The following is a 24,620-nucleotide window of genomic DNA, read 5'->3' as shown; positions in this document are numbered from 1 at the left end:
TATGGATTTTGTAAAATTTTCAATTGAAAAACCCGTTTCGGTGATGGTGGGGGTTATCCTGCTGGTTCTGTTCGGAGGCCTTGCCCTTTCCGGACTACCGTACCAGCTCTCTCCCTCTGTTACTGAACCGGAAATAACCGTTCAAACTACATGGACCGGAGCCACTCCCTATGAAATCGAGCGTGACATCATTGAAGAGCAGGAAAAGGTGCTTAAGGGTGTTACGGGGTTGCTGGAGATGGAATCAGAGTGCTTTGACAGTTTCGGACGTATTTCTCTGCGTTTCAAAATCGGCACCAACATTGATGATGCCCTGCTCAGGGTTTCCAACAAGCTGAACGAAGTTAAAAAGTATCCTTCGGATTCAGACCGCCCGATTATTTCAGCAACTGGTGCTTCGGCCTCACCTGTAATCTGGATGATTCTGAGGACCCTGCCGGACAATAAACAGCATATCAACGAGTTTGCCACCTATTTTGAAAACAGCGTGCGCCAGTATCTTGAGCGCGTGGATGGTGTCGCGGACCTGTTTATCGGTGGAGGTACCGAGAATGAGATGCTCATTATCGTCGCCCCGGAAAAACTGGCCGCCTATAATCTGACCATTGATAAAGTTACCAAGGTCCTGAAAAGCGAAAATGCCAACGTTGCAGCCGGTAACCTCGGTGTGGGCCGCCGTGATTATCGTATTCGTACGACTTCGGAGTTCAAGACTCCCGAGGATATCGAAAATGTTGTAATCACCTCATCCGGTCAGCAAAGGGTGACCATCGGCGATGTGGGCAAGGTTGTTCCCGGCTTTGAAAAGCAGACCGTTGCCATGCTCCACAACGGTATTCCCGGCATGGCTATCGGGGTTAAGCCCGAACCCGGGTCCAACGTTCTTGAAGTGACCAAGAACGTGCGTAAAGTCGTAGAAGATCTCAACGCAGGAGTCCTTGCGGACAAAGGTATTTTTCTCGACTGGGTTTATGATCAGGCCCCGTACATCAACGGCGCTATTGATCTGGTAAAGCAGAATATTATTATCGGTGGTGTGCTGGCGGTAATTGTGCTGCTGATCTTCCTGCAGTCTTTTTCCGCGACCATCATTGTCGCCATTGCCATCCCTATTTCGGTCATCGGTTCCTTTATCGTCTTCGGGGGTATGGGCCGGACCCTGAACATTGTCAGTATGTCCGGTATTTCGTTTGCGGTCGGTATGCTGGTGGATAACGCCATTGTTGTTCTCGAGAATATTGACCGTCACCGGGGAATGGGAAAAGCTCCGTATCAGGCCGCGTATGACGGGGCCAGTGAAGTATGGGGCGCGGTTCTGGCCTCGACTCTGACCACGGTGGCGGTATTCCTCCCGGTTGTGTTTATCGAAGAGGAAGCAGGGCAGTTGTTTAAGGATATCGCCATCGCGGTAACCTGTGCCATTTCCCTGTCTATGGTTGTGTCCATCTCGGTAATCCCCATGCTGGCCAAGCAGTTCTATTCCATTTCCAAAAGGGAAAAGAAGGACAAAAAGAATTTCCTTAACGGAATTGGGGCCAAGTGTTCCGACGGCATCATGAGTCTGCTCAGACTTGCTATCAGAAACTGGGTTACAAGGCTTTCCACTGTTGCCATTCTGGTTGCGGCATCGGCATTGTTGGTAGTCTCGTTTTTTCCGAAAATGGAATACCTGCCGCAGGGCAACAGGAACCTGATTCTTTCCATTCTTATCCCCCCGCCGGGGCTTTCCTTTGAGGAACGTTCCTCCATTGGCGATTTTATTGCCGCCCAGACAAAGCCGCACATGAAAAAAGAAAAGGACGGTTTTCCTTCTGTGGAGCAGCTGTTTTATGTTTCTGCGCCGGATATCAATCTTTTCGGTGCCATTTCAGGTGACGAAGAACGCCCGGCGGCTTTGATCCCGTTATTCAACCGGATAATGAACTCAATCCCCGGTATGTTCGGGGTCAGTATTCAGGCCTCTATTTTTGAAACCGGACTTGGTAAAGGACGTATGGTTGCTGTTGATTTCAGCGGCCCTGATTTGCCTAAACTCATGGCTGCCGCCGGAACCATGTTCGGCATGGCGCGTCAGGCCATTCCCGGAGGGCAGATTCGTCCTATTCCGTCTCTTGAAATGCTTTATCCTGAGGTGCGTATCGTGCCGGACCGTGACCGTCTGCGCGCTGCAGGCATGTCCAGTCAGGAACTCGGAGAGGCTCTTGATGTGCTTATGGATGGGCGCAAGATCGGCGACTTCAAAGAAGACGGGAAGAAGAAGATCGACCTGAAGCTCATGGCTTCGGAAAAAAGGGTAGGTACCCCGGAAGCGCTCTATGAATCCCTTGTGGCGACCCCGCAGGGCTGGGCGGTCCCGGTATCCTCTCTTTCTCATCTGGAGCGGACCTACGGCATTACCCAGATCCGCCACCTTGAGCGGCAGAGAACAGTAACCCTGCAGATAACTCCGCCCAAGACCATGCCTCTTGAGCAGGCCATGGATATTGTCCAGACCGAGCTCATTCCTAAAGTCAAGGAAATGGGGCTTATGGAAGGCGTGGATGTGCGTATGTCCGGTGCCGCTGATAAGCTGACCCAGACCCGTGAGGCCATGCAGTGGAATTTCCTGCTGGCGGTGGTTATTACGTATCTGCTTATGGCGGCTTTGTTTGCCAACTTCATTTACCCGTTCATCATTCTGCTGACAGTTCCTCTTGCGGGCGCTGGTGGATTCCTCGGCTTGAAACTGGAGAACCTGTTTATTGCTCCGCAGCCGTTGGACGTATTGACCATGCTCGGCTTTGTTATTCTGATCGGGGTTGTTGTTAACAATGCTATTCTCATTGTTCACCAATCCCTGAATAACGTGCGCTACGAGGGAATGGAGCATCGCGAGGCCGTGCTTGAAGCCACTCGCTCAAGGCTGCGTCCTATCTATATGTCGGCCACAACATCCATCTTCGGCATGCTGCCGCTGGCAATCGCTCCCGGTCCCGGTTCCGAACTTTATCGCGGACTCGGCGCAGTAGTGCTCGGCGGTCTGGCCTTGTCCACGGTTTTCACCGTGTTCATGATTCCGGCCCTGCTTATGTTCTTCATCAAAATGGAGAAAATCGGTGGCGGGGAGGCTGGGGTGTAAGCTAAGTGAAGTGATTATGCAGAAATAAAACCGATCTGATTGTTGAGAAACACAGGATCATAGGCTACTTATATTCCCATCGGCGTTGAATGCGCCGATGGGAATTTTTTATATCAAAGATTCAGGAGACAACCTGCCATGTATTTAGAAAAGTTATCGCTGCACAATTACCGGGGCATCCGGGATATGGAGATCGAATTTGACAGGCATCTGAATGTGTTTGTGGGTGATAACGGGTGCGGGAAGACTAGTATTATAAATACTATTGAGTGTGGTGTTTATGGAGCTCGGATAAATCTTGTTGCTGGGCATGAGCAGCTGGTGATGAAGGACTACCTGTTTCTAGGCCTCTCAGATGTCAATCAAACAGAGAAGAACGCTAAAATTAATTCAAGATTTAATATATCAGGCCGAGTGGTGGATGTCGTTCGTAGTAGTTCTCCTAAAGAAATTTATAGTTCAGTAACGCAAGATTTTTTGGTGTCTGATTTAAACGAAATGTCAGTTTTTCCTGCTTTTCGTCAGAGAGTTGCGATAGCAAATGTGTTGGTTCAATATTCAGGTCCAGAGGATGATAGCGATCAGATAACTGACGCTTTAAGAGCAATAAAGGATATGGAAGATGAAGAAAATGCTTTATTCCGTTGGCATATTGAGGATGGTGATGCTGCTGGGGCTTTTGTGAAAAATCCTTGGCTAACTGCTATTAAAAAAGCCATCTCAAATATTACAGGTTTTGAGCGGTTTTATTTTAACAATAAACTAAAAACATTTGAAGCCTTCAAGAAAGTTAAAGGCAAAGATGAGAAATTAAAATTTACACAACTCTCTTTAGGCGAGCAGACTTTTATAGGACTAATTGCAGCAATAGCCTGTGACGTAGCAATAGACGCAGATGAAGAAGATCCTCTTGGTGGAGAAAGACTTATCATAATCGACGAAATAGACCTCCACCTACACCCCAAATGGCAGCGCCGCATTGTCCCGGCCCTGCGCGAAACATTTCCTAATTGCCAGTTTATTATCACTACCCATTCCCCTCAGGTGCTGAGCGAGGTGCCAGCGGAGAATATTTTTTCGCTCTATCGTGATGAGAATGGGGATATTCAGTATGAAAAGCCGGATATGAGTAAAGGGCTGAACTCTTCCGAAATTTTGCAGGAAGTTATGGACTTACCTGCCTTCAGTCCTGAATTTGAAGAGGAATTAAGCCGAATATATACGTTTATCGAAGAAGAAAAGTTTGATGAAGCCAAAGAGCTGATTGAGAAATACGAAACTGAATTCGGCGAAGTACCTGCTTTGATTAAAGCGCGTACTGTTCTTGAACTTTCGGAGTAGCGGCTTGTGAGGAACATTCATAAGAGAGCGATTCCGCGTAAGTTTAGGGAATGGAAGGAAGAGAACAATCACCACCTAAAAGATTTACCGTTTAAAGCTATTCCCTCAGAAGAGGGTGGGGTAAAAGATGATCTTCGCAAAGCCTTGTGTGAAGAGCAGGGCTATTTGTGTTGTTACTGTCAGAACCAAATCAGTGATGATGCGGATGGCATGCGTGTAGAGCATTGGGCTTGCCAACGAAAGAATGTCGATAAAAGATTTGAATACGGAAATTTGTTAGCTGCCTGTTGCGGCAGTGAAGGGCAGGGGCGCAAGAATCATCATTGCGATGTACTGAAAGCATCATCTGACCTTAAATATAATCCTGCTGATTTTGATGTAGAGAGTGTAATTAAATACAAAGCTAACGGCGAAATTTATTCAATAGATAAAGATTTCAACGAGCAGCTTGGAAGTGTTAACTCTCCGGGGATTTTAAATTTGAATTTACGCAGGCTGCGTATGCAGAGGCAGGCACGGATTGATGCTGTGATTGGCGAAATGCCTAAAAAGGGAAGCTGGCCGCGAGAAAAAATCCTCCGCAAAATCAGCGAATATGAAACTCCGGGAGAAAACGGCAAGCTGAAATCATTTTCCGGTGTAGCAATTTATTACCTCAAAAAGAAGCTACGCTAAGCCACGTAAATCAAAAGTAAAGCCCTGCGTACTTTAGTCCACAGGGCTTTTGATTTTCAAAATGTTGAACCGATCAGCTGTTTTCTTTTACATACCTTTCAAGCCGATCCATCCCTTCAGCCAGATTCTCCATGGAATTGGCATAGGACAAGCGGATGAAACCTTCGGCCCCTTCACCGAAGTCTATGCCCGGAGTCACTCCTATTCCTGCTTTTTCCAGAATGTCGAAGGCCAGCTTGAGAGAGCTGCCTCCGAATTTTGCCGCCAGAGTTTTCATGTTGACCAATACGTAAAAGGCCCCAGTTGGCTCGACCTTGATTTCAAAACCTATTTCACGCAGCCGTTTAAGCAGAAACTTGCGGCGATTATCGTAAATTCCTTTGATGCGGTTGACCTCTTCCCATGATTCGGTCAGCGCGGCTACTCCTGCATACTGGGCCATGGAGTTGGCGGATATGAAGAAGTTCTGGCAGAGCTTCTGCATGGGGCGTACGTATTTTTCCGGGGCTATTATGTAGCCCAGCCGCCATCCGGTCATGGCGAAAAGTTTGGAAAATCCGTTCAGCACAAAGGCGTGATCCGTGTACTCTAGGATGGTATGCTCTTTCTCCCCGTATACGAGGCCATGGTAGATTTCATCGGCAATGATCCATGGACCAAGCTCGGCAATTTTCTGCATCCTTTCCGGTGAGAGCAGGGTTCCGGTGGGGTTGGAGGGGGAATTGATCAGGATCGCTTTGGTGCGTTCATTGATTGCTTTCTCGATTGCTTCGGGGCGGTACTGAAAGCCGTCTTCTTCAAAAGTGCGGATGGAGTTTGCTTCTGCTCCGGCAAAGGAAATAAAATTGCTGTAGCAGGCGTAGCAAGGGTCGGAAACAATGACGTTGTCACCGTGATCCAAAATAAAGGTGAAAAGCAACAGCATTGCCGGGGAGGTTCCCTGTGTGATGATCACTCGGCCCGGATCAACATCAACATTGTAGGTATCCTTGTAATATCTGCTGATCGCCTCACGCAGTTCCGGGATTCCCAGACTGTGTGTGTAGTGGGTTTCCCCTGATTCCATGGCCTTGATGCAGGCCTGCTTGACGCATTCCGGGGTGTCGAAATCAGGTTCACCGATTTCCATGTGGATGATGTTGCGGCCCTGCCGTTCCATTTCCTGCGCTTTTTCCAGAACGTCCATGACCAAGAAAGGGGTAATTTCACAGGCTCTTTTCGAAATACAGTCCATTTTACTCTCCGAGAGGTAGGGATATGATGCGCTACGCGCTAAGATGATATGATTTTGCCTCCGGCGGCCAAAAGGAATAATCCCGTTTGGAATCCTTAGCAGGGGGGAGGTTTTTGTAAGGTTGTCGGTTTATATACATTTTGAACCGTTGGAACGCAACAATACGGTTTTGAATCATTTTATTATGCTTGTACCTGCTTTGCCGATGGAGTACATACCCCGCCAGACTATGAACATACTTCTCATCGACAACAACGATAGCTTTACCAACAACCTAGAGCACCTGCTGGTTCGCGAGATTCCCGGCGCACGGATTGCCATGCTCCCGTATGCAGAGGTATCGGGCAGAAATGCATCTGTAAATTTCAGCTCGTATTCATTGATTGTAATTTCTCCCGGTCCGGGCTGCCCTGAGGATTATCCCGGCTATGAAGCTGTAATTGAATCCGGCCTGCCTGTACTCGGCGTATGTCTCGGCATGCAGATTATCAATGAATATTTCGGTGGGAGTACCGCAAGGCTGGGTGGCTGTTTTCATGGCCGTACCGAGCGTATTGATTTTGCCGGGCGGAATCTTGCTGTGGCCCGCTACCATTCTCTTTACTGCTCTGAACTGGGGCAGGGATTGAAACTGCTCAGTGCGAACAGTGCGCAGGTTCCTATGGCTGTGGTCCATGAAAGTCTGCCTCTCATGGGATACCAATTCCACCCTGAATCATTTTTAACCGAGCAGCCCGGAGTTTTCATTGAATACGCCCTTCATTATTTCGGACTCCTGTAGTTTTGAGCGTTTCCGGGAAATTGCTTTCCATTTTGTGCATGGGCAGGAAGCAGATGTGCTGCTCGGCTCACCGGAATTACCTGATTCAAGCCTTAGTTATCTGGGGATTGAACCGCAGGATGAGTTAGTGCTCCAGTCCGGTGTTTCCGGTGCTGAGATTCCCGCTAAAATGAAAGAATTCTGTTTTAGCGGGGAGGGACCGGTCATCGGTTACCTTTCCTATGAACTCGGGCAGGAGTTGCGCGGAGTGGGGAGCAGCAAGGCTGTGGAATTTCCGCTGCTGCACCTTAAGAAGTACCGTGCTGTGCTTATTCATGACGGTGGTAATTCTTCCCTGAAATTGATTTCCTGCGACAAAACTTATCGGTCATCCATTGCTGCATTGATCGGCGGAATCGGACCTGTTCCAGATGTCGAACTGCCTTCTTTCGCGAGTGAAGAGATCTGTATGTCTTTGGATAAACAGGGATATAAGGCCGGAGTGGCCCGTACTCTAGAATACATTCGTGACGGCTTGACCTACCAGCTTAATCTGACCACTCGCTTTACCATGCCGGGTGGGGACATTGAACCTGTATGCTGGTTTTTCGCGCTGCATAAGCGTTACCCGGCTTCGTATTATGCGTTGTTCCGTAGTGGTGGGAAGACAATCATTTCCACCTCCCCGGAGTTGTTTTTGCGGGTAGAGCAGGGACGGGTGCTTTCAGAACCCATAAAGGGAACACTCGCTTTTGAGAAATATTCACAAGAGCAGGTCAGCTCGCTTCAAAATTCGGTTAAAGAGGATTCCGAGCTTTCAATGATTGTGGATTTGATCCGCAATGACATTTCAGCAGACTGCCGTTACGGGTCGGTAATTGTGGAGGATCACAAGTCCGTGTTTGCGGTGGATAATCTGTTGCAGATGTTCAGCCGGGTGCGCGGTGAATTGGCAGAAGGGCGTGATTGCATTGATCTGCTCCTGAATGCATTCCCCGGCGGCTCTATTACCGGATGCCCCAAGAAAAGATCCATGGAACTTATCGATAGGCTGGAACCTCATGCGCGCGGGCCATATTGCGGCAGTATTGTTCTCATTCATGGTCCGCAGGATATGGTCTCCTCCATTGCCATCAGGACTGCTGTTTATGATCCTGACACGCAGCAATTGGATTACTGGGCCGGGAGCGGCATTGTGATTGATTCCGACCCCGAAGCGGAGTACATGGAAACCATTGCTAAAGCAGCTAAAATCCTCGATCCGGAGTCCGTATGATCTATTTCAGAAACGGCGAATTTATTGAAGATGAAGTACGTCTTGATCTAGCCCAGCCTGCATTCAGGACGGGGTACGGTTTTTTTGAAACCCTGTGCTGGAACGGCAGCAAAATATGTCATCTTGATCTGCATCTTGAGCGGGCGCGTAAAAGTCTTGCCGAATTCGGCATAGCTGAAGAACCTCTGGATTATGAAGTTGTCATCAGTGAAGTTGTAGCGGCAAACGGATTGGATAATGCATTTGCACGGGTTAATATTTTCTATCCGGCGGAGCAGGGGCGAACACAGCCCATAATCTGTGCTGTTCCTTTTGAATATATTCCGGACCGCACTTGGTCATTAAAGCCATGTCCGCAAATTTTCGTAACTCCGCTGATGGCCCATAAATCCACTAACCGCATGGATTATGTTAACGCATGGCAGGATGCACAGGCTGACGGTTTTGACGATGCCCTCCTGCGTGATTTTGCCGGAAATGTGTTGGAATCCTCATTCGCATCCCTCTTGTTCAGAAAAGGGGACACATATTTCGAACCCCGTACCGAGTACAAGCTTCCGGGTACTGCCCAGAAAGTAGCGGAGCGGTATATTGAAATTGAAGCAGCAGAAATTCATCTGGCGCATATCGGGCAATTTGATCATGTGTACGCCCTTAATTCCTTGGGTGGTATGATTCCGGTTACAGCTGTTGGTGAGGTGGAATTTGAGGTCGATTTTGTTAACGCCGCCATGGTTAGTCAGTTTGTGCTGGGTTGATTATGAATCCAGATACAATGATTAAGCCCGGCACAAATGCACCGGGCTTAGTTTGAAGTAAGACTGAGTTCTTTTTAATAGGTTAGCGGACGGTGGCTATGCGGGAGCGTACCGGAATGTTTTTTGTATCAAGTCCGGGAGTCTGTCCGCGCAGGTCGAAGTCGAGATTTACACCGGGGCGGAAGATGAGCACATGTGTTGAACCGCCGAAGTGGAACATGCCTAACTGATCCCCCTTGTTCACATGCTGGCCTTCGTAAACAGTCAGCTCGTTGGAAGATACTTCCGCCATGCCGACAAACATGACTGCCATCAGCCCTATGTCGGGGTTGTCCGCTTCAATGAAGACCAGAGCTCTGGCAGCCACCTGAGTGATATAGCCTTGCGAATTGTTGGGGCTGGCCGGATCAAAACCAACCGTAGGTGACTGGGCATAATAAGACCCGTCGATGAGTTTCGTTTTTACAATCCTGCCGCTGACCGGGCTGTGCCAGCGGTGGTAACTGAGTGCGCTCAGGAAGGCCTGATAGATGGTTCCGCCTTCGAATTCTGCTGCCAGCGGATCGCCGTCAAGCATGTGGTAGAGTGAATAGGGTTGCCCTTTTATCCAGAATTTATCTCTAAGTTTAACATTCTTTGCCAGATTGACCGGGGCTGATTCACAGGCGTTGGCGATTACGGCATCATTGTCCGGCGCAGCCACGGGGCGGCGTCCTTCCCGGAATTCTCGGGTGAAGAAATCGTCCCATGAGGTGAATCCGTGATACGGCTTCGCAGGGTTGCAGATGAAATCTTTTTCAAACCCCGGCATGGCTTTTCGGGCATCTCGTCCAAACCATCCTTTTTTGGGGTCGTTACTGAGCACGTAGCGTGAGTCCTTGGACTGCAGAAATACTGCCCATTGATTAAGTACCTTTTTCAACTGGGCATTAACCCGGCTGTCAAGGAAAGCGCTGGTACCGGCAGAGGTCCCCATGGGCCAGTTTAAAATTGAGTTTATAGGAAATCCCACCATCCCGGTTTTATTGAATTCCGGTGCCTGTTGTGAAATTTCACTTAATTTTTGCAACATCTGTTTGTAGTCGCGTATTTGCGGATTGCCGGACGGATCATTCTTGAATTTCGGCTTGTCGGGAATCATCTCGAACATCCGGGTAAAAAGCATGAGCAGCTCGGCATCATTTTCGATCAGATCCTTGAATTCCTGCACAACCGGCAAAAGCTGTGTCGTGTCTTTGGAGCTCGCCGCTTGTGAAGCTCCATTAGCTGACACAGCAAGGCCAAGGCATAGGATCAGGGCGCATAGAAAGAGCGCAAGTTGTTTTATACCGTATCGATTACCAGTCATTGTCTGAACCTCCCGTTTAAGTATTTGTGGATAGAGCCGGATGGTAGATTACTTTATGCTTTATAACCTGTGGGGAGTAGTGTTGCCAACTGATATATAAAAACAATCAGGAGATGATGCAGAAATAAATAAAAAGGGCGTACATGAGTTGTCTGACCCATATACGCCCCTGATGAAAAATCAAGCAGTTACTGCCTTTCTGTGCCTTAAGAAACCAGCAGATAATCCCTTCCCATCACATAACCTTTTGCATTCAGGACTTCAGAAATTTCCTCCCGGGCACCCCAGCTTGCTACATATGACAGCAGGAATGTTTCCCCCGCCGCCGGAAGCTCATTGCGATGCAGGACTTTTTTGCCGTGGATGAACATGCCGACCTTGCGCGGATCCACATCCACGTAGAAAGCTGTTTCCACCCCAAGATTTTCAAGTATCTGATATCGTTTGCGGGATGTTCTCCCGGAACCTATTATCCCCACTTCAGGACTGGGACCGAGTCGTTTCTGCAGCCAGCGGAAAAGATATTTACTCTTGATGCGGTAGAAAGCTTCAACTGTGTATTTAGGATGGTTGCGGGAAAGACGGTCCGGAGGATCATTCCAGATGAGCAGCTCTTCATCCACCTTACACATCTTGACCCCGGCTTCCAGCCAGCGCAGTACCAGTTCGTAATCTTCAGGGAAATCACCGTCCCGGAACGGGCCGAGTTCATCAATTAATTCACGGCGCATCATGATGGATGGATTTGCAAAAGGGAATTCCACAAAACGGTTCAGGGAGATATCTTCCGCAGCGATCAGAGTGTTTATCCAATCAACATAGTGGGCATAGCCACCGTTTTTTTCCCTGTCTCCGCCGAACCCTACCCGGCAGGCGGTGAGCCCTGTTTGCGGGTCGCAGTCCAGCAGCCCGGCTTGTTTTTCAATGCGCCGGGGCAGGGCTATGTCATCGGCATCCATGCGGGCGACATAGTTTCCTGTAGCAGCTTCAATAGCGGCATTGGCTGCCCCAACAACTCCTTGATGTCCAAGGAATACAGGTTTCATGCGTGAATCGCGGGCAGCATATTTTTTCAGTACTTCTGCTGTGTTGTCAGCAGAACCGTCATCCACTGCCACCAGTTCGAGATCTTCGAAGGTCTGGCTGAGGATGCTCTCAATTGCCTCTCCCACTGTGGAGCCGCAATTATAGCAGGGCATTGTTACTGAAACCTTGGGGGTGCTCATGCCTTTTCTGTGTTTATGGTTTCCTGTTCTATTGATTCCTGCAATTGACGTTTGAGTCGGCAGATACTGCAGACTCCAGCGGAAGTGGGATATCCGCATTCCGTGCAGGGGTTGATTGCAAAATCCTTTTCATTCTGCTCAAGAGCGGCGAAAGCCGGCTGGCCTCGATCAAGGAAACCTTTGTAAAAAGCTCTCTTTGTGCCGGGGCTGCGCAATTCCATATCCCGCCAGAGCATCTTGTGCCCGGTGAAGCTGGCTCCGGAGCTGTAAGGACATGGCAGGTGGTGGTAGGGAATGTCAGCCAGAAATGAGAATACCGCGCTTTCGTACTCAGTAACCCGGAAAAGAGGCTTTATTTTCTTGGCAAATCCGTTTTCCGCAGGAAGCAACGGGCCTTGATCGGAAAGATATCCCTGATCCCAGCGCAGTGTGTTGGCGAAGAGCCGGGCAACTTCATCATCAAGATTATGTCCTGTTGCAAGGGCGGTGTATCCTTCTTCAATGGCGACTTTGTTGAAGTAGTGGCGTTTGAATTTTCCGCAGATGGCGCAAATGGGCCGGCGGATATGCTTTTTGATCAGCGGCATTGGAACGCCTTCTTTTTCAAGCTCAACTACCCGCAGCGGGTAGCCTTTGTCTTTGCAGAAGTCCTCCACAACAGAGCGGGCCTTGATGGATGATTCGAAAATTCCCAGATCAATGTGCAGGCCGGTTACATCGTAGCCCAACTCTGCAAGCGCAAACATGAGGCCGAGGGAATCTTTGCCCCCGGAAAGAGCGACCAGTACTTTGTCATCGCGCTCAAGAAGTTTGCGGTGCTTGATGCCCTGCGCAACCTGACGCATGAAAAAAGTATTGAAATGTTCTTTGCAGAACGCGGCATTATGACTGGGCAGCGAAACAACCGCCTTGGCTTTGCATACCTTGCATTTCATATGATTAACCTACTGAAATTACTTTTCTGAGTTCCAGTTCGTCACCCTGATAGATCCGTTCATCAGGTGTGAGCAGTTCACCGTTGCGGATGACCAGTGCATCTGTGTGATGCAGCCCCTGCTTGTTGAGTAATTGCAGGACGGTATTGAGTTTTGTATATTCTACTGTCTTGCCTTCCGGTTCAATTTTGACGATTACCATGGGCAGACTCCTTTTTGTTTATTATATTAAGATGGTGTCCGAGGCTTTGGGATTTAGCTTGTAAGTTTGATTTCAGCAAGCTTTTCCTACCTGTGAGAGAAAGAATTTTTGTCTTACAGGTTACAATCGGGGAAAAATGGAAAAAAATGCAGCCAGAACGGAAAAACACTGTTATTTTGTGTTAGGATTAAGGTATGGATTGGAATTCCGCAATGAGCGTTTTAGCGGGATTTAAAAAAAAGTCTATTAATGTTGACCCGAACTTGAATATTGAACTAAACTGGTACTAATGAAAAACGACTTTCAAGGAGTTGCATATGGCTCAGAAGACAATTTTAGTCGTTGACGACGAAAAACATATACGGATGCTCTACAGGGAAGAGCTGGAAGCCGGTGGCTACAAAGTGGCCACCTCTGACGGTTCTGAAGATATCCTTTTGGTCATTGGGCGGGAAAACCCGGATTTGGTTGTCCTTGATATCAAGCTTGGTATCAATCGGTCAGGACTCGACCTCCTGCAGGAGATCAGGCAGAAAGATCAGAACCTGCCGGTTATTCTCAGTACAGCGTATGACAGCTTCAAGCACGATATGAAGTCCGTTGCGGCAGATCATTACGTAGTGAAATCAGTTGATTTAAGCGAACTGAAGGAAAAGGTGAAGCAGGCCTTAAGCTGATATCTGTATCTGTCTCTTGTTGACTGATCAGCAAAATAATTAAACTTTTTTGAGGAGTCTATGAAAATAGACTCCTTTTTTACTTGCCAAAGCCCAATGACGGTGCTAGAACCCGCTTGGCTTTGACGGCGTAGATGTCTCAAGCCAATAAATGCAGGCCAGTAGTTCCAACGGCTAGAACGTCGGTCTCCAAAACCGAATGCTGGGGGTTCGAATCCCTCCTGGCCTGCCATTTATCACTTCTAAAAAGCGAACAAGCTCACAATCCATGTTCGACATCGCCAATACAATCAAAGAAATAAGCATTCTTGCCTTACCTTTTCTGCTGGCAATCACCTGCCATGAAGCCTCGCACGGCTTTGCCGCATATCTTCTGGGCGATCCCACGGCTAAACAAGCCGGGCGCCTTACCTTGAATCCCATAAAGCATCTTGACCCTCTGGGAACCTTAGCTCTGGTGCTGACCCGTATGATCGGCTGGGCCAAGCCTGTTCCGGTCAATCCCATGTACTTCAAAAACCCGCAACGGGATATGATGATTGTCGCTTTGGCAGGTCCGGCGGCAAACATGGCACTTGCGGTAATGTTCTCAATTGTCGTAAAGGTGATTCTTTCACTTGATGTGAATTCCCTGTCGCCGCTGATGCTCAAGGTTCTTGAGCCTTCGGTGATGATCGCCAATGCTGGGGTTATCATCAATCTGGCTTTATGTTTTTTTAATCTGCTGCCTATTCCGCCACTGGACGGCAGTAAGATTATAGCCGGATTTCTGCCCCGCGAGACCGCGTTCAAGTTTATGTCGTTCCGGTACGGATTCGTTATCGTGATCCTGCTGGCAATGCTCGGACTGCTCGGCAGGATAATCAGTCCGGCTATGGGTTTTTTCTATAATTTTCTGGTTCATTAGAACCGCCAAGCATACAAGATTTTTAAAATGAGCAAGACAAACAATCGCATAGTTTCGGGCATGAGGCCCACCGGAAGGTTGCATCTGGGGCACTATTTCGGTGTTCTGGTCAACTGGGTCAGGATTCAGGAAGACCACGAATGTTATTTCTTTGTTGCCGACTGGCACGCCATGACCAGTGAGTATTCCGATCCCCGTAAAATTTCCGGCTTTGTACCTGAGCTGGTTAAAGACTGGATTGCTGCAGGGCTTGATCCTGAAAAATGTGTTATTTTTCACCAGTCACAGGTTAAGGAGCACATTGAGCTGCACCTGATCCTTTCCATGCTGACCCCGCTGGGCTGGCTGGAAAGAAACCCCACTTACAAGGAAATCAAGCAGGAACTGGTCCAGAAGGAATTGAATACTTACGGTTTTCTCGGCTACCCTGTGCTTATGGCTTCCGACATCCTTATGTATAAGCCTTCGCTTGTTCCCGTGGGACAGGATCAGTTGCCGCATCTGGAACTGACCCGTGAAATCGCCCGCCGTTTCAACCATTTGAACGGTGAATATTTCCCAGAACCCAATGCTATGCTCACCGAGGATGCAAAGCTGCCCGGACTGGACGGCCGCAAAATGTCCAAGAGTTATAATAACGGCATTTTTCTCGGTGAACCCATGGATGAAGTGCAGCCCAAAGTCATGTCCATGCTTACTGACAAGAATAGGCTCAGAAAGTCAGATCCGGGTGATCCTGAAGTTTGCAACCTTTATCCCTACCATAAACTGCTTACCGATGCAGAAACTTGTGCTGAGATTGAGGAAGGCTGCCGCAACGCCAGTCGCGGCTGTGTTGAATGCAAGAAGCTGCTGGCCAAGAATCTGTCCAAATTCCTTGAGCCCATGCAGGAACGGCGTCGCCATTTGGATGAGAATCCGCAGCTTGTCTGGGACATTCTCCACGAAGGAACAGCCAAGGCACAGGTTAAAGCCAAAGAGAATATGGAAGAGATCAGAGAATTGATCGGCTTCAAGTTCTAAGTTTTATTATTTGCAATGATACTGAAAAGTCCCCTGCTGCATGAGCGGCAGGGGACTTTTTTTAGTGTCGAATTTAGAATTTATTCTTAATAAAATCCGTAATAGCCTGAATGGCGGATTTTTTGTGTTCAGTTAATTCCGCTTCGGTTTCCCACCATTGAAGGTCGCTGAATTCGAGCGGAAGACGCAGGGTCAGGAAAGGCAGGAAAAAACGGACCACATTTTCCTTGGATGCTCCTTTTACGGAATCAAAGTGAAAAAAGACTTCGCCGATGAACCATGCCCGATCCTTCTGCGTGGTTGGTTCCGGGGGCTTGATGTACATGAAATCAGGATCGGTGTCGGATTTAAGTTCGTTGTCGTGAAAACGGGCGAAAAGCTCCAATACCTTTTTTCGGATCAGCTTGTTCCCGTAAACATCCACGATAAAGGTGAACTTGAGGAACCCAGTTTCCGGAGTCAGGTTATGACGCGATATTTTGAGCACACCGTCCTTGCGTTTGGATTCATCATCGTCAAGGAACAGGTCAAAAGCGCAAAATCCGATAAAGTTTTCCGATCCACGCAAGTCATCCAACTGTGCTTCAATACCGGCACTGCTTTTATCCATTTTTGTCCATCTCTTTTTTTTCACTCTCATCACGAATAGAGGTTTGTCCCAGTCCGTATCCGTTCCTTTTAACCATCTTGAAGATGGCGAGGACGATGACCAGCATGACAATTATTGCTTCGACGCCTTCACCTGTCATGAGAAACCTCCGCTGCTAGCTTGATTATTAATGAGAACATCCGTGCAATGATTCACCTTTCACTAAAGTTGTTACCTTGGGAATGGCGATTAAGGCAAGCAGAATGAGTGCGCTGACGGTGTAGAGCAGGTTATGCCCATGTTCTTCTCCGGATTGGACCCAGTCGGTAATGCTCAGTCCCAGTGAGTAGTATAGCCAATTGGCGAACATTCCTAATGCGAGGGAGCAACCGATAATGGTGCCGAGATATATGAAGGCAGAACGTTTACCGAGAAGTTTCGCAACTACAGTGAACGAAGCTGCATTTGTGGCTGGTCCGGCAAGCAGAAAGACCAGTGCTGCGCCGGGAGAGAGCCCTTTTAAAGCCAGTGCGGCGGCAATGGGGGTGGAGGCCGTGGCACATACATAGAGCGGCACGGCTGCTGCAAGCATGATCAGCAGGGGAAAAAATCCGTCTCCGAGGTTGCGTTCAATAAATCCGTCCGGGATAAGTGCGCTGAAAATACCGGCAAGCAACACTCCGCCGAGAAACCAAAGGCCGATATCCTGCAACAGATTACCAAACGAGTATTTCATGCCGAAGGACAGCTTGCCGCTTAATGATTCGGGCCGTTGATCGTCATGGCTGTGTCCACAGCCGCATCCTGACTCACAGCAATCTGAGCTTTCGTGGATATGTCCTTCATGGGAATCGCAGCCGCAGCCCGAAGCCCCATGAGTCTCATCCATTTTCGGAAGCAGAACAGCATCTGGGATCAGTTTAGGTGCTTCCTTTTTATTTCTGTTCATCTTTTCGTCTTTATCCACCAGAATACCAGCCACCACAGCAGTGAAGAAAGCTGCAAAAGGCCGGAAAACAGCCATCACCGGGTCAAGCAGGGCATAGGTTACCGCTATTGAATCAACTCCGGTTTCCGGCGTTGATATAAGAAATGAGGTGGTAGCTCCTTTACTTGCGCCTTGCTGGCGCAGTTGCGCTGCCGCCGGAATAACTCCGCAACTGCACAAGGGTATGGGAACTCCCAGAATTGATGCTTTGAATACATCGGAAATCTTGCCAGAACCAAGATTTCTGGAAATGAATTCCGGCCCCACAAAAGCTTTGAGCAATCCGGCAATAAAAAAACCTAAAAGCATGAATGGTGCTGATTCAAGCAGCACCTCCCATGATTCGCGGACAATGGAAAAAAGTATATCAATCATCTGTATCTCCTTTTGAAATATCGCATCCGTCCCCCTGCATGTGGGCCAGCGCAGTCTGCATGATTATCTCCACATGTTTGTCGTTGAGACTGTAAACAGCTCTGCGTCCATGTTTTACAAACCGAACCATGCGTGCAGTCCTCAGAATTCTAAGCTGGTGAGAAATTGCTGAATGGGTCATTCCCAAGAATTCAGAAAGATCGCATACGCAGAGGTCGCTAATGGAGAGAGCATGCAGGATTTTGATCCTGACCGGTTCGCCCAGTATTTTGAATGTGGAGGCCAGTTCGCCCAGCACTTCCTCTGGGCAGCACTTGCTTTTTACCAGTTCTACAGCGCCGGGAGTGGGGTTGTGAATGGTGCAGCAGTCTGAATTGTCGATCATGATCAAACTCGATATGTTTATATGTGAACAACTGTTCATATATTAAGGCGGGTCGCGTTCAAGTCAAGAAGAAATAAATTTCAAGAAAAATATGAAGCCCGGTCGGATTTGTTGAAAGATATAATTTAAATTTGGCAGAAAATTATATAATAATTATTTTTAAGAAAATTTTTAAGCGATTGCAGATAGTCGGGTTTTGATATCGTAGAAGGAGTTGTTTTGCCTGAAATGTCCCAGAAGAAAGTAGAGGTCAATCCTGATCTCTATGATTTGGTCTCCGTACTTACGAAGTCTTTGTCTGACGAGTTGAAGGATATGATCCGTGGCGCTGAAGAGGAAAATTATTCTCTTGTGCGCGAAAAGATACATTCTTCAAAGGGAGCTGCTTTGACTTTCGGGTTTACTGCTTACGCTAAAGAGCTTGAAGTGATGCGGGAATTTACCCTGAAGCAAGATGCCAACGGATTGTGCAACAGCCTTACCCGCCTGAAGTTGCTGCTTGAAAATGCTGTTTTCGTACCTGCCGAATAGTAAACAGCGAACCAAGTAATTCCCTCGTTTTCAGGCTGATACCCGGTTCTCCGCTTTCTCGTGGGCCGGCCACATTCAGTGTCCTGATATTATTAGCCGCTATCCATGCCCGCAAAGTCTCTGCTGCATCAGGGCTGTTCAGGGAAACCACGGCAAGCGGCTTGCCATGTTTGCGGGCAAGCCTGATGGTCAGGGAAGTCCCTTTGGATTTGTTTTTTCCCGGAAAGACAAGGGTTCCATCTGAATCGAGCACGTTTTTTTCCGTTCTTATCCAGTATTGCCAGCCAGTAGTCTCATACATGTTGTATCGGGCGGGGATGATACCATCTTCGGCTTTACGCCCTTTCGGGCACCAGCCGCGATGGGGAATGCCTTGTTCAATTGCCGCATCAAGCGCGCCTCGGTCAACTCCGGTCTGTCCACCTGAAATTATGGTCATTCCCTCGGGAAGTGAGTCCGCTCCGTTAAAAAGAAAACTGCCGGCAGCTTCAAAACAGGTTCCGCATTCATGACAGACCAGTTTTAAGTTGCCTGGAAACAAGGCCGCTTGCCTGTCAAATGAGGCAAGCGGTCCCGTGTGTGCACAATTCTTACAACTGGCGAATCTTTTCAGTCCATATTCTGCATGTCTTTCCATAGAAAAAACAATATCAGTTTTCAGGTAAAATAACAATCTGTACGTCGGGGGTCTGTGAAAGGCGGTCCAGATCCAAAGTGGCACTTAGCTCAGCGGTAATGAAAATGGTCCCCTTGAAACCGGATGAAACTCTGGTCCAGAGATCGGAAGGGGGGCAATAATTGATTTTTCCCGGACAGATTACCAACAGGTTTTCCGTAGCAGTTTCATTCTCTTTGCCCAGCACCATGCAGGGGTCTGACATGATCAGGTCTTCCTGCAATAGGCCGTGGATTGTTTCCACCAGTCTTTTTTCATCAATGGGTTTGATCAGTGCTGCATCTCCTCCCGCCTGCTGTCCTTCAGCAAGTGCGCTTATCACTATAACCGGGATATGCCGTGTTGACGGATCCTGGCGCAGGGCCGTTATGGCCTGTGCGCCATCCATAATCGGCATTTTCAGGTCCATGGTGATCAATTGCGGCATACGGGTTTTTGCTGTTTCCACTGCTTCCTGTCCATTTGAGACCGTGATGATACGGTAGCCTTCCTCTTCAAGTACCTGCGACAGGAACTCATTCAGTGCCGGATCATCGTCTGCAACCATGATCAACGGGCTGTCAGCACTTCCCGGACGGGTATCCCTGTTTACAGTTTTGGGCAGCGGAGTTGGAATTTGAACAGGACTGCTTTCATCCGGGGTATCTATGGCAAGGGTGAAATGAAAGGAACTGCCTTCACCAAGTTTACTGTCCACCCAGATGCGGCCCTTATGATGGTCCACAATCTGCTTGCAGATAGGCAGCCCAAGTCCTGTTCCTTTGGGTTTTCCGGTTAAAGTGTCTCCGGCCTGCTTGAAGCGTTCAAATATCTTTTTCTGGTCTTCTGGTGAAATCCCGCTTCCGGTATCGCTGACACTGACTATTATTTCGTCATTGTGCGAGCTGGCCGTACAGGTTATTGAGCCGGAATCAGTGAATTTTACAGCATTGGAGATGAGATTGACCAGAACCTGCATAACCCTGTCCCGGTCTCCGTACATAGTGGGGACATTCTCATCCACGTTTACAACCATATCGAGGTTTCGTGTTTTCCAGAGCGGAGTTGTGGTCTGGATTGATGTCTCAATGACTTCGGCAATGTCCATGGGAACTTTTTTCCAGTCAATTTTACCTGATTCCATCTTGGCGATGTCAAGCACGTCGTTGATAAGTTCGGTCAGCCGCTGTCCTTCGGAAACAATGATTCCGATGTTGTCCTTAACTTGAGTTATAGCTTTCCGGCTTTTCTTGTCAGGAGCATTGCAGATTGGAAAAACTGATTTTTCCAGCTTTTTCTTGATGATTTTTGCAAACCCGAGGATTGAGGTCATGGGAGTCCGCAGTTCATGGGAGACAGTGGATATGAAGTCAGTCTTCAGGTTATCTACTTCTTTTTCGTATGTGATATCCCGTATAAGGAGTACCGCGCCAAGGCAGACATTAAATCTTTTCTCTTCGTCCAGCTTGTGGATGGGGGTGGCTACAGCCTTGCCTGTCCTGCGGTTGGGAAGCTGGATTTCCGCGGAAAAGACTTCATGCTCGCTGCCTTTGACCAGCTTAAACAAGGTAATCATTTCTTCAGGAAAAAAAGAGTCAATTCCCTTTCCCCGGATGTCTTCATCTTTAATGCCGAACAATTCTCCGAGGGCGGGGTTGGTTACGGATATCTTTCCGCTTATGTCCACAACCAGCAGTCCGTCCGCAAGGTTGTCCATAATTACTTCCATGTAGGTCAGGGTATCCTGCAATTCGCTGGTGGCATTGCCCACTGCCCGTTCAAGCCCAGAAATCAGTGAGGTTAGTTCCCCGGCCATGTTTTTCATGGTTCCGGCCAGCAGACCTATTTCATCCTTGGATGTAATTTCAATGTCGGCTGTAAAGTCGTGGTCGGATAATTTTTTAGCATATTCGGTCAACTGGTTGAGCGGTTCGGCAATACGTTTGACCATCATGTAAAGAATAAAGACGCTGGCCCAGAAAATGAAGAACATGACCACCTGCAACTTGGCAATGGCCGCCCATACATAATCATTGATAATCCCTTTATCCATTCCCACATGGACGTACCCGGCCATTCCGGCGAGAATGGGTTTGGTTATGTCTATGACATTCCCGATGCCGGGGACTTCCATTTCGCGTATGGATATGGTTGCGGGGTGGATGCTTGTTCCGGCAAGTATTTCCGGAACCTCAGGAACAAAGGTGTGCGATACTATATCCCCGTTGGAATCCTGTACATACACATAGGCTGCTCCGTCGCTGTCCCTGAACTGGTCAATCATGGATTGGATGGTTGAAGCATCCCTGTTGAGCAGTATTTCTACTGACGAGCTGGCTATACTGCTGGCAATAGCTTTGCCCTTGCTTATGTATTCATTGACCATATGGTCATGCAGAGTCAGGGCCGAAATCAATGACATGGATGTGGAAATGACCCCGAATAGAATGAAGTTCAGCAGCAGTGTTTTTTGAAAAATTTTGGACATTTTCATTTACTCCACCTTTTCCAATCAATCAGGGGTACGAATTTGCCATCCGAAACGGTTGTGTAATAAACCACATCAAGCCCCTGATGCTTGCCGCGTCCGAAATTAATATCAGTACCGATTCCTATATCCAGATTACGGATAGACAGGGTGGCTGCGTATAGATTGTTCTGGTACTGGGGCTCGGTCATACGTTCCAGGATACTGGTCATTACCTTGGCGTTCAGGTAACCTTCAAAACTGATAAAACTGTATTTCTGAGGTTGGTAGTCCTGGCCGAATCCTTCCGGCGGAGGCTGGTTTCCGTCCATGGCCTTTCTGTATTCTCTCACAGCGGGAAGGCTGAGGTCCTCATAGCTGGGGACTGTCTGGGAATTTATCAGGTCGGCGGTGTAAGTGTAGCCGGTTTTCTTTTCCAATTTGGCCAGCAGGCTGAGCATATTTTCACTGCCGACAAATGAAAGGTTGCAGATAGGTACGTCCAGCCCTGCATCCCGGGCATCTCGCACGAATGCCGCGCAGGCTTCATATGCTCCAACAGAGATGATTGCGTCCGGTTTGCCCCTCTTGATAATTTCCACCTGTTTTTTCATGGAGTCATCAAATGAGGCCCCCCTGTGGTAAGTACTTTCGGCAATAATATTTAAATTTTTTTCCCGCAGGGCCTTGCGGATTCCATCCCAGCCGCTTCTGCCATATGCATCGGCCTGATAAAAAACAGCGATACGGGTACGTCCGATCATATAAAGATTATGGACCAGCCCCCATGTTTCCTGCCTGTAAGAAGCCCTAAGGTTGAAAACGTATTCCTCATAAGGGAATTCCCGTTGCGGCTGGGCTCCGGTGAAAGGGAAGAAAAGGAATTCCGGCGTTTGCGAATTAAAATGCTTGATTACAGGGAGGACGCGGGTAACTGTTGGTGTACCTACATAGTTGAAAAGGCAGTCGACGCGGTCCTGTTCTACCAGTTTGATGGTGTTGCGGATGGCTGGTTCGGGATTGTAGCCGTCATCCATGGCTTTGATGAAAATTTTTCGACCGTTGACCCCTCCTTTAGCGTTGACTTGATCAAAAAAAACTTTTGAACCCCGGTAAAGTTCTATCCCCAGTCCTTTACTCGGACCAGTGAAGGCTGCGGACATTCCAAGCAGGAACGGTTTCGCTTTTTTCGCTTCGGCGGAAGAGCAGAACAGAGTGAGTGTGAGCAGGATGATTATGAGCGAGGATAAGTTTTTGTTCATACCGGCGACCCCAGATTTTTGCAGCTTTCTGATTCCTTGCGGCCCCGGTGGGTCCGCTGGATTTAGCTGATTGCGGACAATAAAAAGCCCCGGAAAATATATTCCGGGGATAAAAATTAATTCATATTTCCGCGAGGTATTTTGCAGAACCTTGTGGAAATCGGACGGTCAAGGTTGATTGAATCCGCCCCGCTTTCAATCGCAGAAATATTGTTAATAAACAGTGTTACCAGATCCTGATCAAGTTTGCCTTCTCCGGCTTCCAGCGAAAGAATTTTCAAGGCCCGTTCCTTGGGGGTTGCAGGCTTGTAATGCCTTTCCTGGGTAATGGCGTCATAGATATCCACGATAGCCAGAATCCTGCTTTGGATGAGTATTTCATCAGCGGATAGACCTTCTGGATAACCGGAACCGTCCATCCTTTCATGGTGCTGGACGATAATAGTCAACAATTGGGAAAGATCGTCCTGAAAGGGGATATGATCAAGAATTCTTTTGCTCTCTGCCGGGTGCCGTTCAATTTCAAGGCGCTCTTCATCGGTCAGGTTTCCGCGACGTATGGTCAGACTTTTCCTTTCATCCGGTTGAAGCATGTGGATGGTGGAACCGTTGACCTTGAATTTTTGTGTACTCATGGAGTAGACGAAATCCAGATCTTCCTGATCCGGACTTAAAGAGCTGTTGATCTGCTTGATTCTTTTGTAGTCGCTTTCCCATTCCTGCCTATGGTGGATTCCGAAAAGTTTTAAACGCATGCCGATAACATCAACCATAGATGTCGGAAGTCTGGTCTTTTTTGTCAGAACTTCTTCCTTGATGCCGATTTTGCCGATGTCATGAAGAATGCCGGAATAGAAAATTTCCCTAAGCTGCTCATCTGTAAAAACGATATGCTCAAATTTGTTTTTGTCCTGTGAAATCTGTCTTGCAAAGGAAACCGCAAGATGGGCAACCCGTTCGGAATGACCGGCAGTGAATGGATCCCGTGCATCGATTGCTTCGGCCAGAGCCTTGAGCAGGGCGTCCATTAATACCCGGATGGATTCAAAATTATAAGCATTACTGATGGAAATGCCTGCCACAGAAGAAAGTGTGTTTACATGTTTGAGGTGTGCGGCGTTGAAAGCATTTGTTCCGGGGGAGGTCAGGACAAGCACCCCTTCGCATACATTAGGCGAAGGGATGGGCATAATCAGCATTGAACGAATTTTATCGGAAAGTTTAGCGCTGCATCGGTTGTCTTTTCTTACATCATTAATGATTTCACCGCGCAGGCTGTTAATGATATCTTTGAAAAGCCTGCATTCTACCAGATTCTCCAATTCGTTTGTTGAGAAATTTCCAAAGCTGTCAAATATGGTAAATCCTTCTTCTTCAGGCAGGTAGACAGCGCCCATTTCAGCGGGCAGTGCGGATGTCTTGCATTCATTGGTCAGCGCAGTGATGACATCTTTCAGCCGCAGGGAGTTGTTGAGCTCAACAATGGATCGGTGAAGAAGAGCGAGTTCCCGGTATTTGGAAAGGGTTTCCTCGCCGATCAGCCGCCTGGCGGTTTCAGACTCAATGTAATTTGAAATAGAAAAAGCCGTGAAATCAAGAACTGATTTTATGTGGCTCAGTTCCGGTTTTGAGAGTTTCGCCCGGTTGACTATAAATGCGCCAAGACTGAGATTGTCATCAAAAGGGTTCTTTAACGGGCTTAGAATTGTTTCTTCAAAGGAATGGCAGATCGGTTCGGCACAAAAAATCGGGGTTCCGTCAATGTAAACACAGAGAACTGAGCCTTCGGGAAGCAGCGGCAGTGCTTTTTGCATGAAAGCTTTAAGCTTTTTGGGCTTGATGATTTTTTTCAAGCGGTTTTCCGGATTCAGTCCTATGTTCATGGGGC

General features: G+C 48.1%; 23 protein-coding genes and 1 tRNA gene. 11 read left to right on the top strand and 13 right to left on the bottom strand.

Going from position 1 to position 24,620, the window contains the following annotated elements; genetic code table 11:
* Position 1: 1 nt before the first annotated feature.
* From ACKU41_RS06625 to ACKU41_RS06615, 3 genes are all read left to right on the top strand, one after another.
* Positions 2-3,118 carry an efflux RND transporter permease subunit gene (locus tag ACKU41_RS06625; protein WP_319780554.1) on the top strand — a complete coding sequence of 1,039 codons (3,117 nt, stop codon included), beginning with the start codon at positions 2-4 and terminating at the stop codon, positions 3,116-3,118.
* Between the two features lie 138 nt (positions 3,119-3,256).
* Entirely contained in the window at positions 3,257-4,459 is a 1,203-nt protein-coding gene (locus ACKU41_RS06620) for an AAA family ATPase (RefSeq protein ID WP_321404713.1), read from the top strand.
* A 6-nt stretch (positions 4,460-4,465) separates the two neighbouring features.
* Positions 4,466-5,134, top strand: coding sequence for a retron system putative HNH endonuclease (locus ACKU41_RS06615; protein ID WP_321404711.1), 669 nt, complete (start codon positions 4,466-4,468; stop codon positions 5,132-5,134).
* 73 nt (positions 5,135-5,207) lie between these two features.
* Here ACKU41_RS06615 and ACKU41_RS06610 read toward each other — a convergent pair whose 3' ends face one another.
* The gene (locus ACKU41_RS06610) at positions 5,208-6,368 is read right to left on the bottom strand and encodes a pyridoxal phosphate-dependent aminotransferase (RefSeq protein WP_321404710.1); all 1,161 of its coding nucleotides are present in this window, start codon (positions 6,366-6,368) and stop codon (positions 5,208-5,210) included.
* A 229-nt stretch (positions 6,369-6,597) separates the two neighbouring features.
* On the opposite strand from ACKU41_RS06610, the gene ACKU41_RS06605 reads away from it, so the two are divergent.
* Genes ACKU41_RS06605 through ACKU41_RS06595 form a run of 3 tightly spaced genes read left to right on the top strand, consistent with a single transcriptional unit; the run spans position 6,598 to position 9,162 of the window.
* Positions 6,598-7,149: an aminodeoxychorismate/anthranilate synthase component II gene (locus ACKU41_RS06605; RefSeq protein WP_321405245.1), complete on the top strand. Its 552-nt coding sequence runs from the start codon at positions 6,598-6,600 to the stop codon at positions 7,147-7,149.
* Positions 7,115-8,404, top strand: a complete 1,290-nt coding sequence (locus ACKU41_RS06600) for an anthranilate synthase component I family protein (RefSeq protein WP_321404709.1) — start codon at positions 7,115-7,117, stop codon at positions 8,402-8,404. Before ACKU41_RS06605 ends, ACKU41_RS06600 begins: the two co-directional genes overlap by 35 nt.
* Positions 8,401-9,162 carry an aminotransferase class IV gene (locus ACKU41_RS06595; protein ID WP_321404708.1) on the top strand — a complete coding sequence of 254 codons (762 nt, stop codon included), beginning with the start codon at positions 8,401-8,403 and terminating at the stop codon, positions 9,160-9,162. Before ACKU41_RS06600 ends, ACKU41_RS06595 begins: the two co-directional genes overlap by 4 nt.
* Positions 9,163-9,244: 82 nt before the next feature.
* On the opposite strand, the gene ACKU41_RS06590 is transcribed toward ACKU41_RS06595, so the two are convergent.
* The 4 genes from ACKU41_RS06590 to ACKU41_RS06575 form a co-directional block, all read right to left on the bottom strand.
* The gene (locus tag ACKU41_RS06590; protein ID WP_321404706.1) at positions 9,245-10,510 is read right to left on the bottom strand and encodes a phosphatidylserine decarboxylase family protein; all 1,266 of its coding nucleotides are present in this window, start codon (positions 10,508-10,510) and stop codon (positions 9,245-9,247) included.
* A 206-nt stretch (positions 10,511-10,716) separates the two neighbouring features.
* The gene (locus ACKU41_RS06585; protein ID WP_321404705.1) at positions 10,717-11,736 is read right to left on the bottom strand and encodes a glycosyltransferase; all 1,020 of its coding nucleotides are present in this window, start codon (positions 11,734-11,736) and stop codon (positions 10,717-10,719) included.
* On the bottom strand, positions 11,733-12,671 hold the full coding sequence (locus tag ACKU41_RS06580) for an ATP-binding protein (RefSeq protein ID WP_321404704.1): 939 nt from the start codon (positions 12,669-12,671) through the stop codon (positions 11,733-11,735). The genes ACKU41_RS06585 and ACKU41_RS06580 overlap by 4 nt, the downstream gene beginning before the upstream one ends.
* Before the next feature lie 4 nt (positions 12,672-12,675).
* A complete protein-coding gene (locus ACKU41_RS06575) occupies positions 12,676-12,873 on the bottom strand; it encodes a hypothetical protein (protein WP_321404703.1) in 198 nt (65 codons plus the stop codon).
* Between the two features lie 317 nt (positions 12,874-13,190).
* Here ACKU41_RS06575 and ACKU41_RS06570 point away from each other — a divergent pair, with 317 nt between their 5' ends.
* The 4 genes from ACKU41_RS06570 to trpS all read left to right on the top strand — a co-directional run bounded on the left by ACKU41_RS06570 (position 13,191) and on the right by trpS (position 15,480).
* Entirely contained in the window at positions 13,191-13,550 is a 360-nt protein-coding gene (locus tag ACKU41_RS06570) for a response regulator (RefSeq protein WP_321404702.1), read from the top strand.
* Between the two features lie 155 nt (positions 13,551-13,705).
* Positions 13,706-13,782 (top strand) — tRNA-Trp (locus ACKU41_RS06565).
* 36 nt (positions 13,783-13,818) lie between these two features.
* A complete protein-coding gene (locus ACKU41_RS06560) occupies positions 13,819-14,457 on the top strand; it encodes a site-2 protease family protein (protein WP_321404700.1) in 639 nt (212 codons plus the stop codon).
* 27 nt (positions 14,458-14,484) lie between these two features.
* Entirely contained in the window at positions 14,485-15,480 is a 996-nt protein-coding gene (gene trpS, locus ACKU41_RS06555; protein WP_319780543.1) for a tryptophan--tRNA ligase, read from the top strand.
* A 73-nt stretch (positions 15,481-15,553) separates the two neighbouring features.
* Here trpS and ACKU41_RS06550 read toward each other — a convergent pair whose 3' ends face one another.
* Genes ACKU41_RS06550 through ACKU41_RS06535 form a run of 4 tightly spaced genes read right to left on the bottom strand, consistent with a single transcriptional unit; the run spans position 15,554 to position 17,817 of the window.
* Entirely contained in the window at positions 15,554-16,090 is a 537-nt protein-coding gene (locus ACKU41_RS06550) for a hypothetical protein (protein ID WP_319780542.1), read from the bottom strand.
* A complete protein-coding gene (locus ACKU41_RS06545) occupies positions 16,083-16,229 on the bottom strand; it encodes a hypothetical protein (protein WP_319780541.1) in 147 nt (48 codons plus the stop codon). The genes ACKU41_RS06550 and ACKU41_RS06545 overlap by 8 nt, the downstream gene beginning before the upstream one ends.
* A 27-nt stretch (positions 16,230-16,256) precedes the next feature.
* Entirely contained in the window at positions 16,257-17,432 is a 1,176-nt protein-coding gene (locus tag ACKU41_RS06540; protein WP_321404699.1) for an SO_0444 family Cu/Zn efflux transporter, read from the bottom strand.
* Positions 17,425-17,817 (bottom strand): metalloregulator ArsR/SmtB family transcription factor, encoded by a 393-nt coding sequence (locus tag ACKU41_RS06535; RefSeq protein ID WP_319780538.1) that lies wholly within the window; start codon positions 17,815-17,817, stop codon positions 17,425-17,427. The genes ACKU41_RS06540 and ACKU41_RS06535 overlap by 8 nt, the downstream gene beginning before the upstream one ends.
* 228 nt (positions 17,818-18,045) lie before the next feature.
* Here ACKU41_RS06535 and ACKU41_RS06530 point away from each other — a divergent pair, with 228 nt between their 5' ends.
* On the top strand, positions 18,046-18,348 hold the full coding sequence (locus ACKU41_RS06530) for an Hpt domain-containing protein (RefSeq protein WP_321404697.1): 303 nt from the start codon (positions 18,046-18,048) through the stop codon (positions 18,346-18,348).
* Here the strand turns inward: ACKU41_RS06530 and ACKU41_RS06525 are convergent.
* From ACKU41_RS06525 to ACKU41_RS06510, 4 genes are all read right to left on the bottom strand, one after another.
* Positions 18,296-18,985, bottom strand: a complete 690-nt coding sequence (locus tag ACKU41_RS06525) for a putative molybdenum carrier protein (protein ID WP_321404695.1) — start codon at positions 18,983-18,985, stop codon at positions 18,296-18,298. The two genes, ACKU41_RS06530 and ACKU41_RS06525, sit on opposite strands and share 53 nt — an antisense overlap.
* A 13-nt stretch (positions 18,986-18,998) precedes the next feature.
* The gene (locus ACKU41_RS06520) at positions 18,999-21,491 is read right to left on the bottom strand and encodes an ATP-binding protein (protein ID WP_321404693.1); all 2,493 of its coding nucleotides are present in this window, start codon (positions 21,489-21,491) and stop codon (positions 18,999-19,001) included.
* A 2-nt stretch (positions 21,492-21,493) separates the two neighbouring features.
* The gene (locus ACKU41_RS06515; protein WP_321404692.1) at positions 21,494-22,732 is read right to left on the bottom strand and encodes an ABC transporter substrate-binding protein; all 1,239 of its coding nucleotides are present in this window, start codon (positions 22,730-22,732) and stop codon (positions 21,494-21,496) included.
* 116 nt (positions 22,733-22,848) lie between these two features.
* Positions 22,849-24,615 carry an HD domain-containing phosphohydrolase gene (locus tag ACKU41_RS06510; RefSeq protein ID WP_319780533.1) on the bottom strand — a complete coding sequence of 589 codons (1,767 nt, stop codon included), beginning with the start codon at positions 24,613-24,615 and terminating at the stop codon, positions 22,849-22,851.
* Positions 24,616-24,620 lie beyond the last annotated feature (5 nt).

Source organism: Maridesulfovibrio sp. (assembly GCF_963678865.1).
Taxonomy (GTDB): Bacteria; Desulfobacterota; Desulfovibrionia; order Desulfovibrionales; family Desulfovibrionaceae; genus Maridesulfovibrio.
This window is presented reverse-complemented; position numbering and strand designations above follow the sequence as displayed.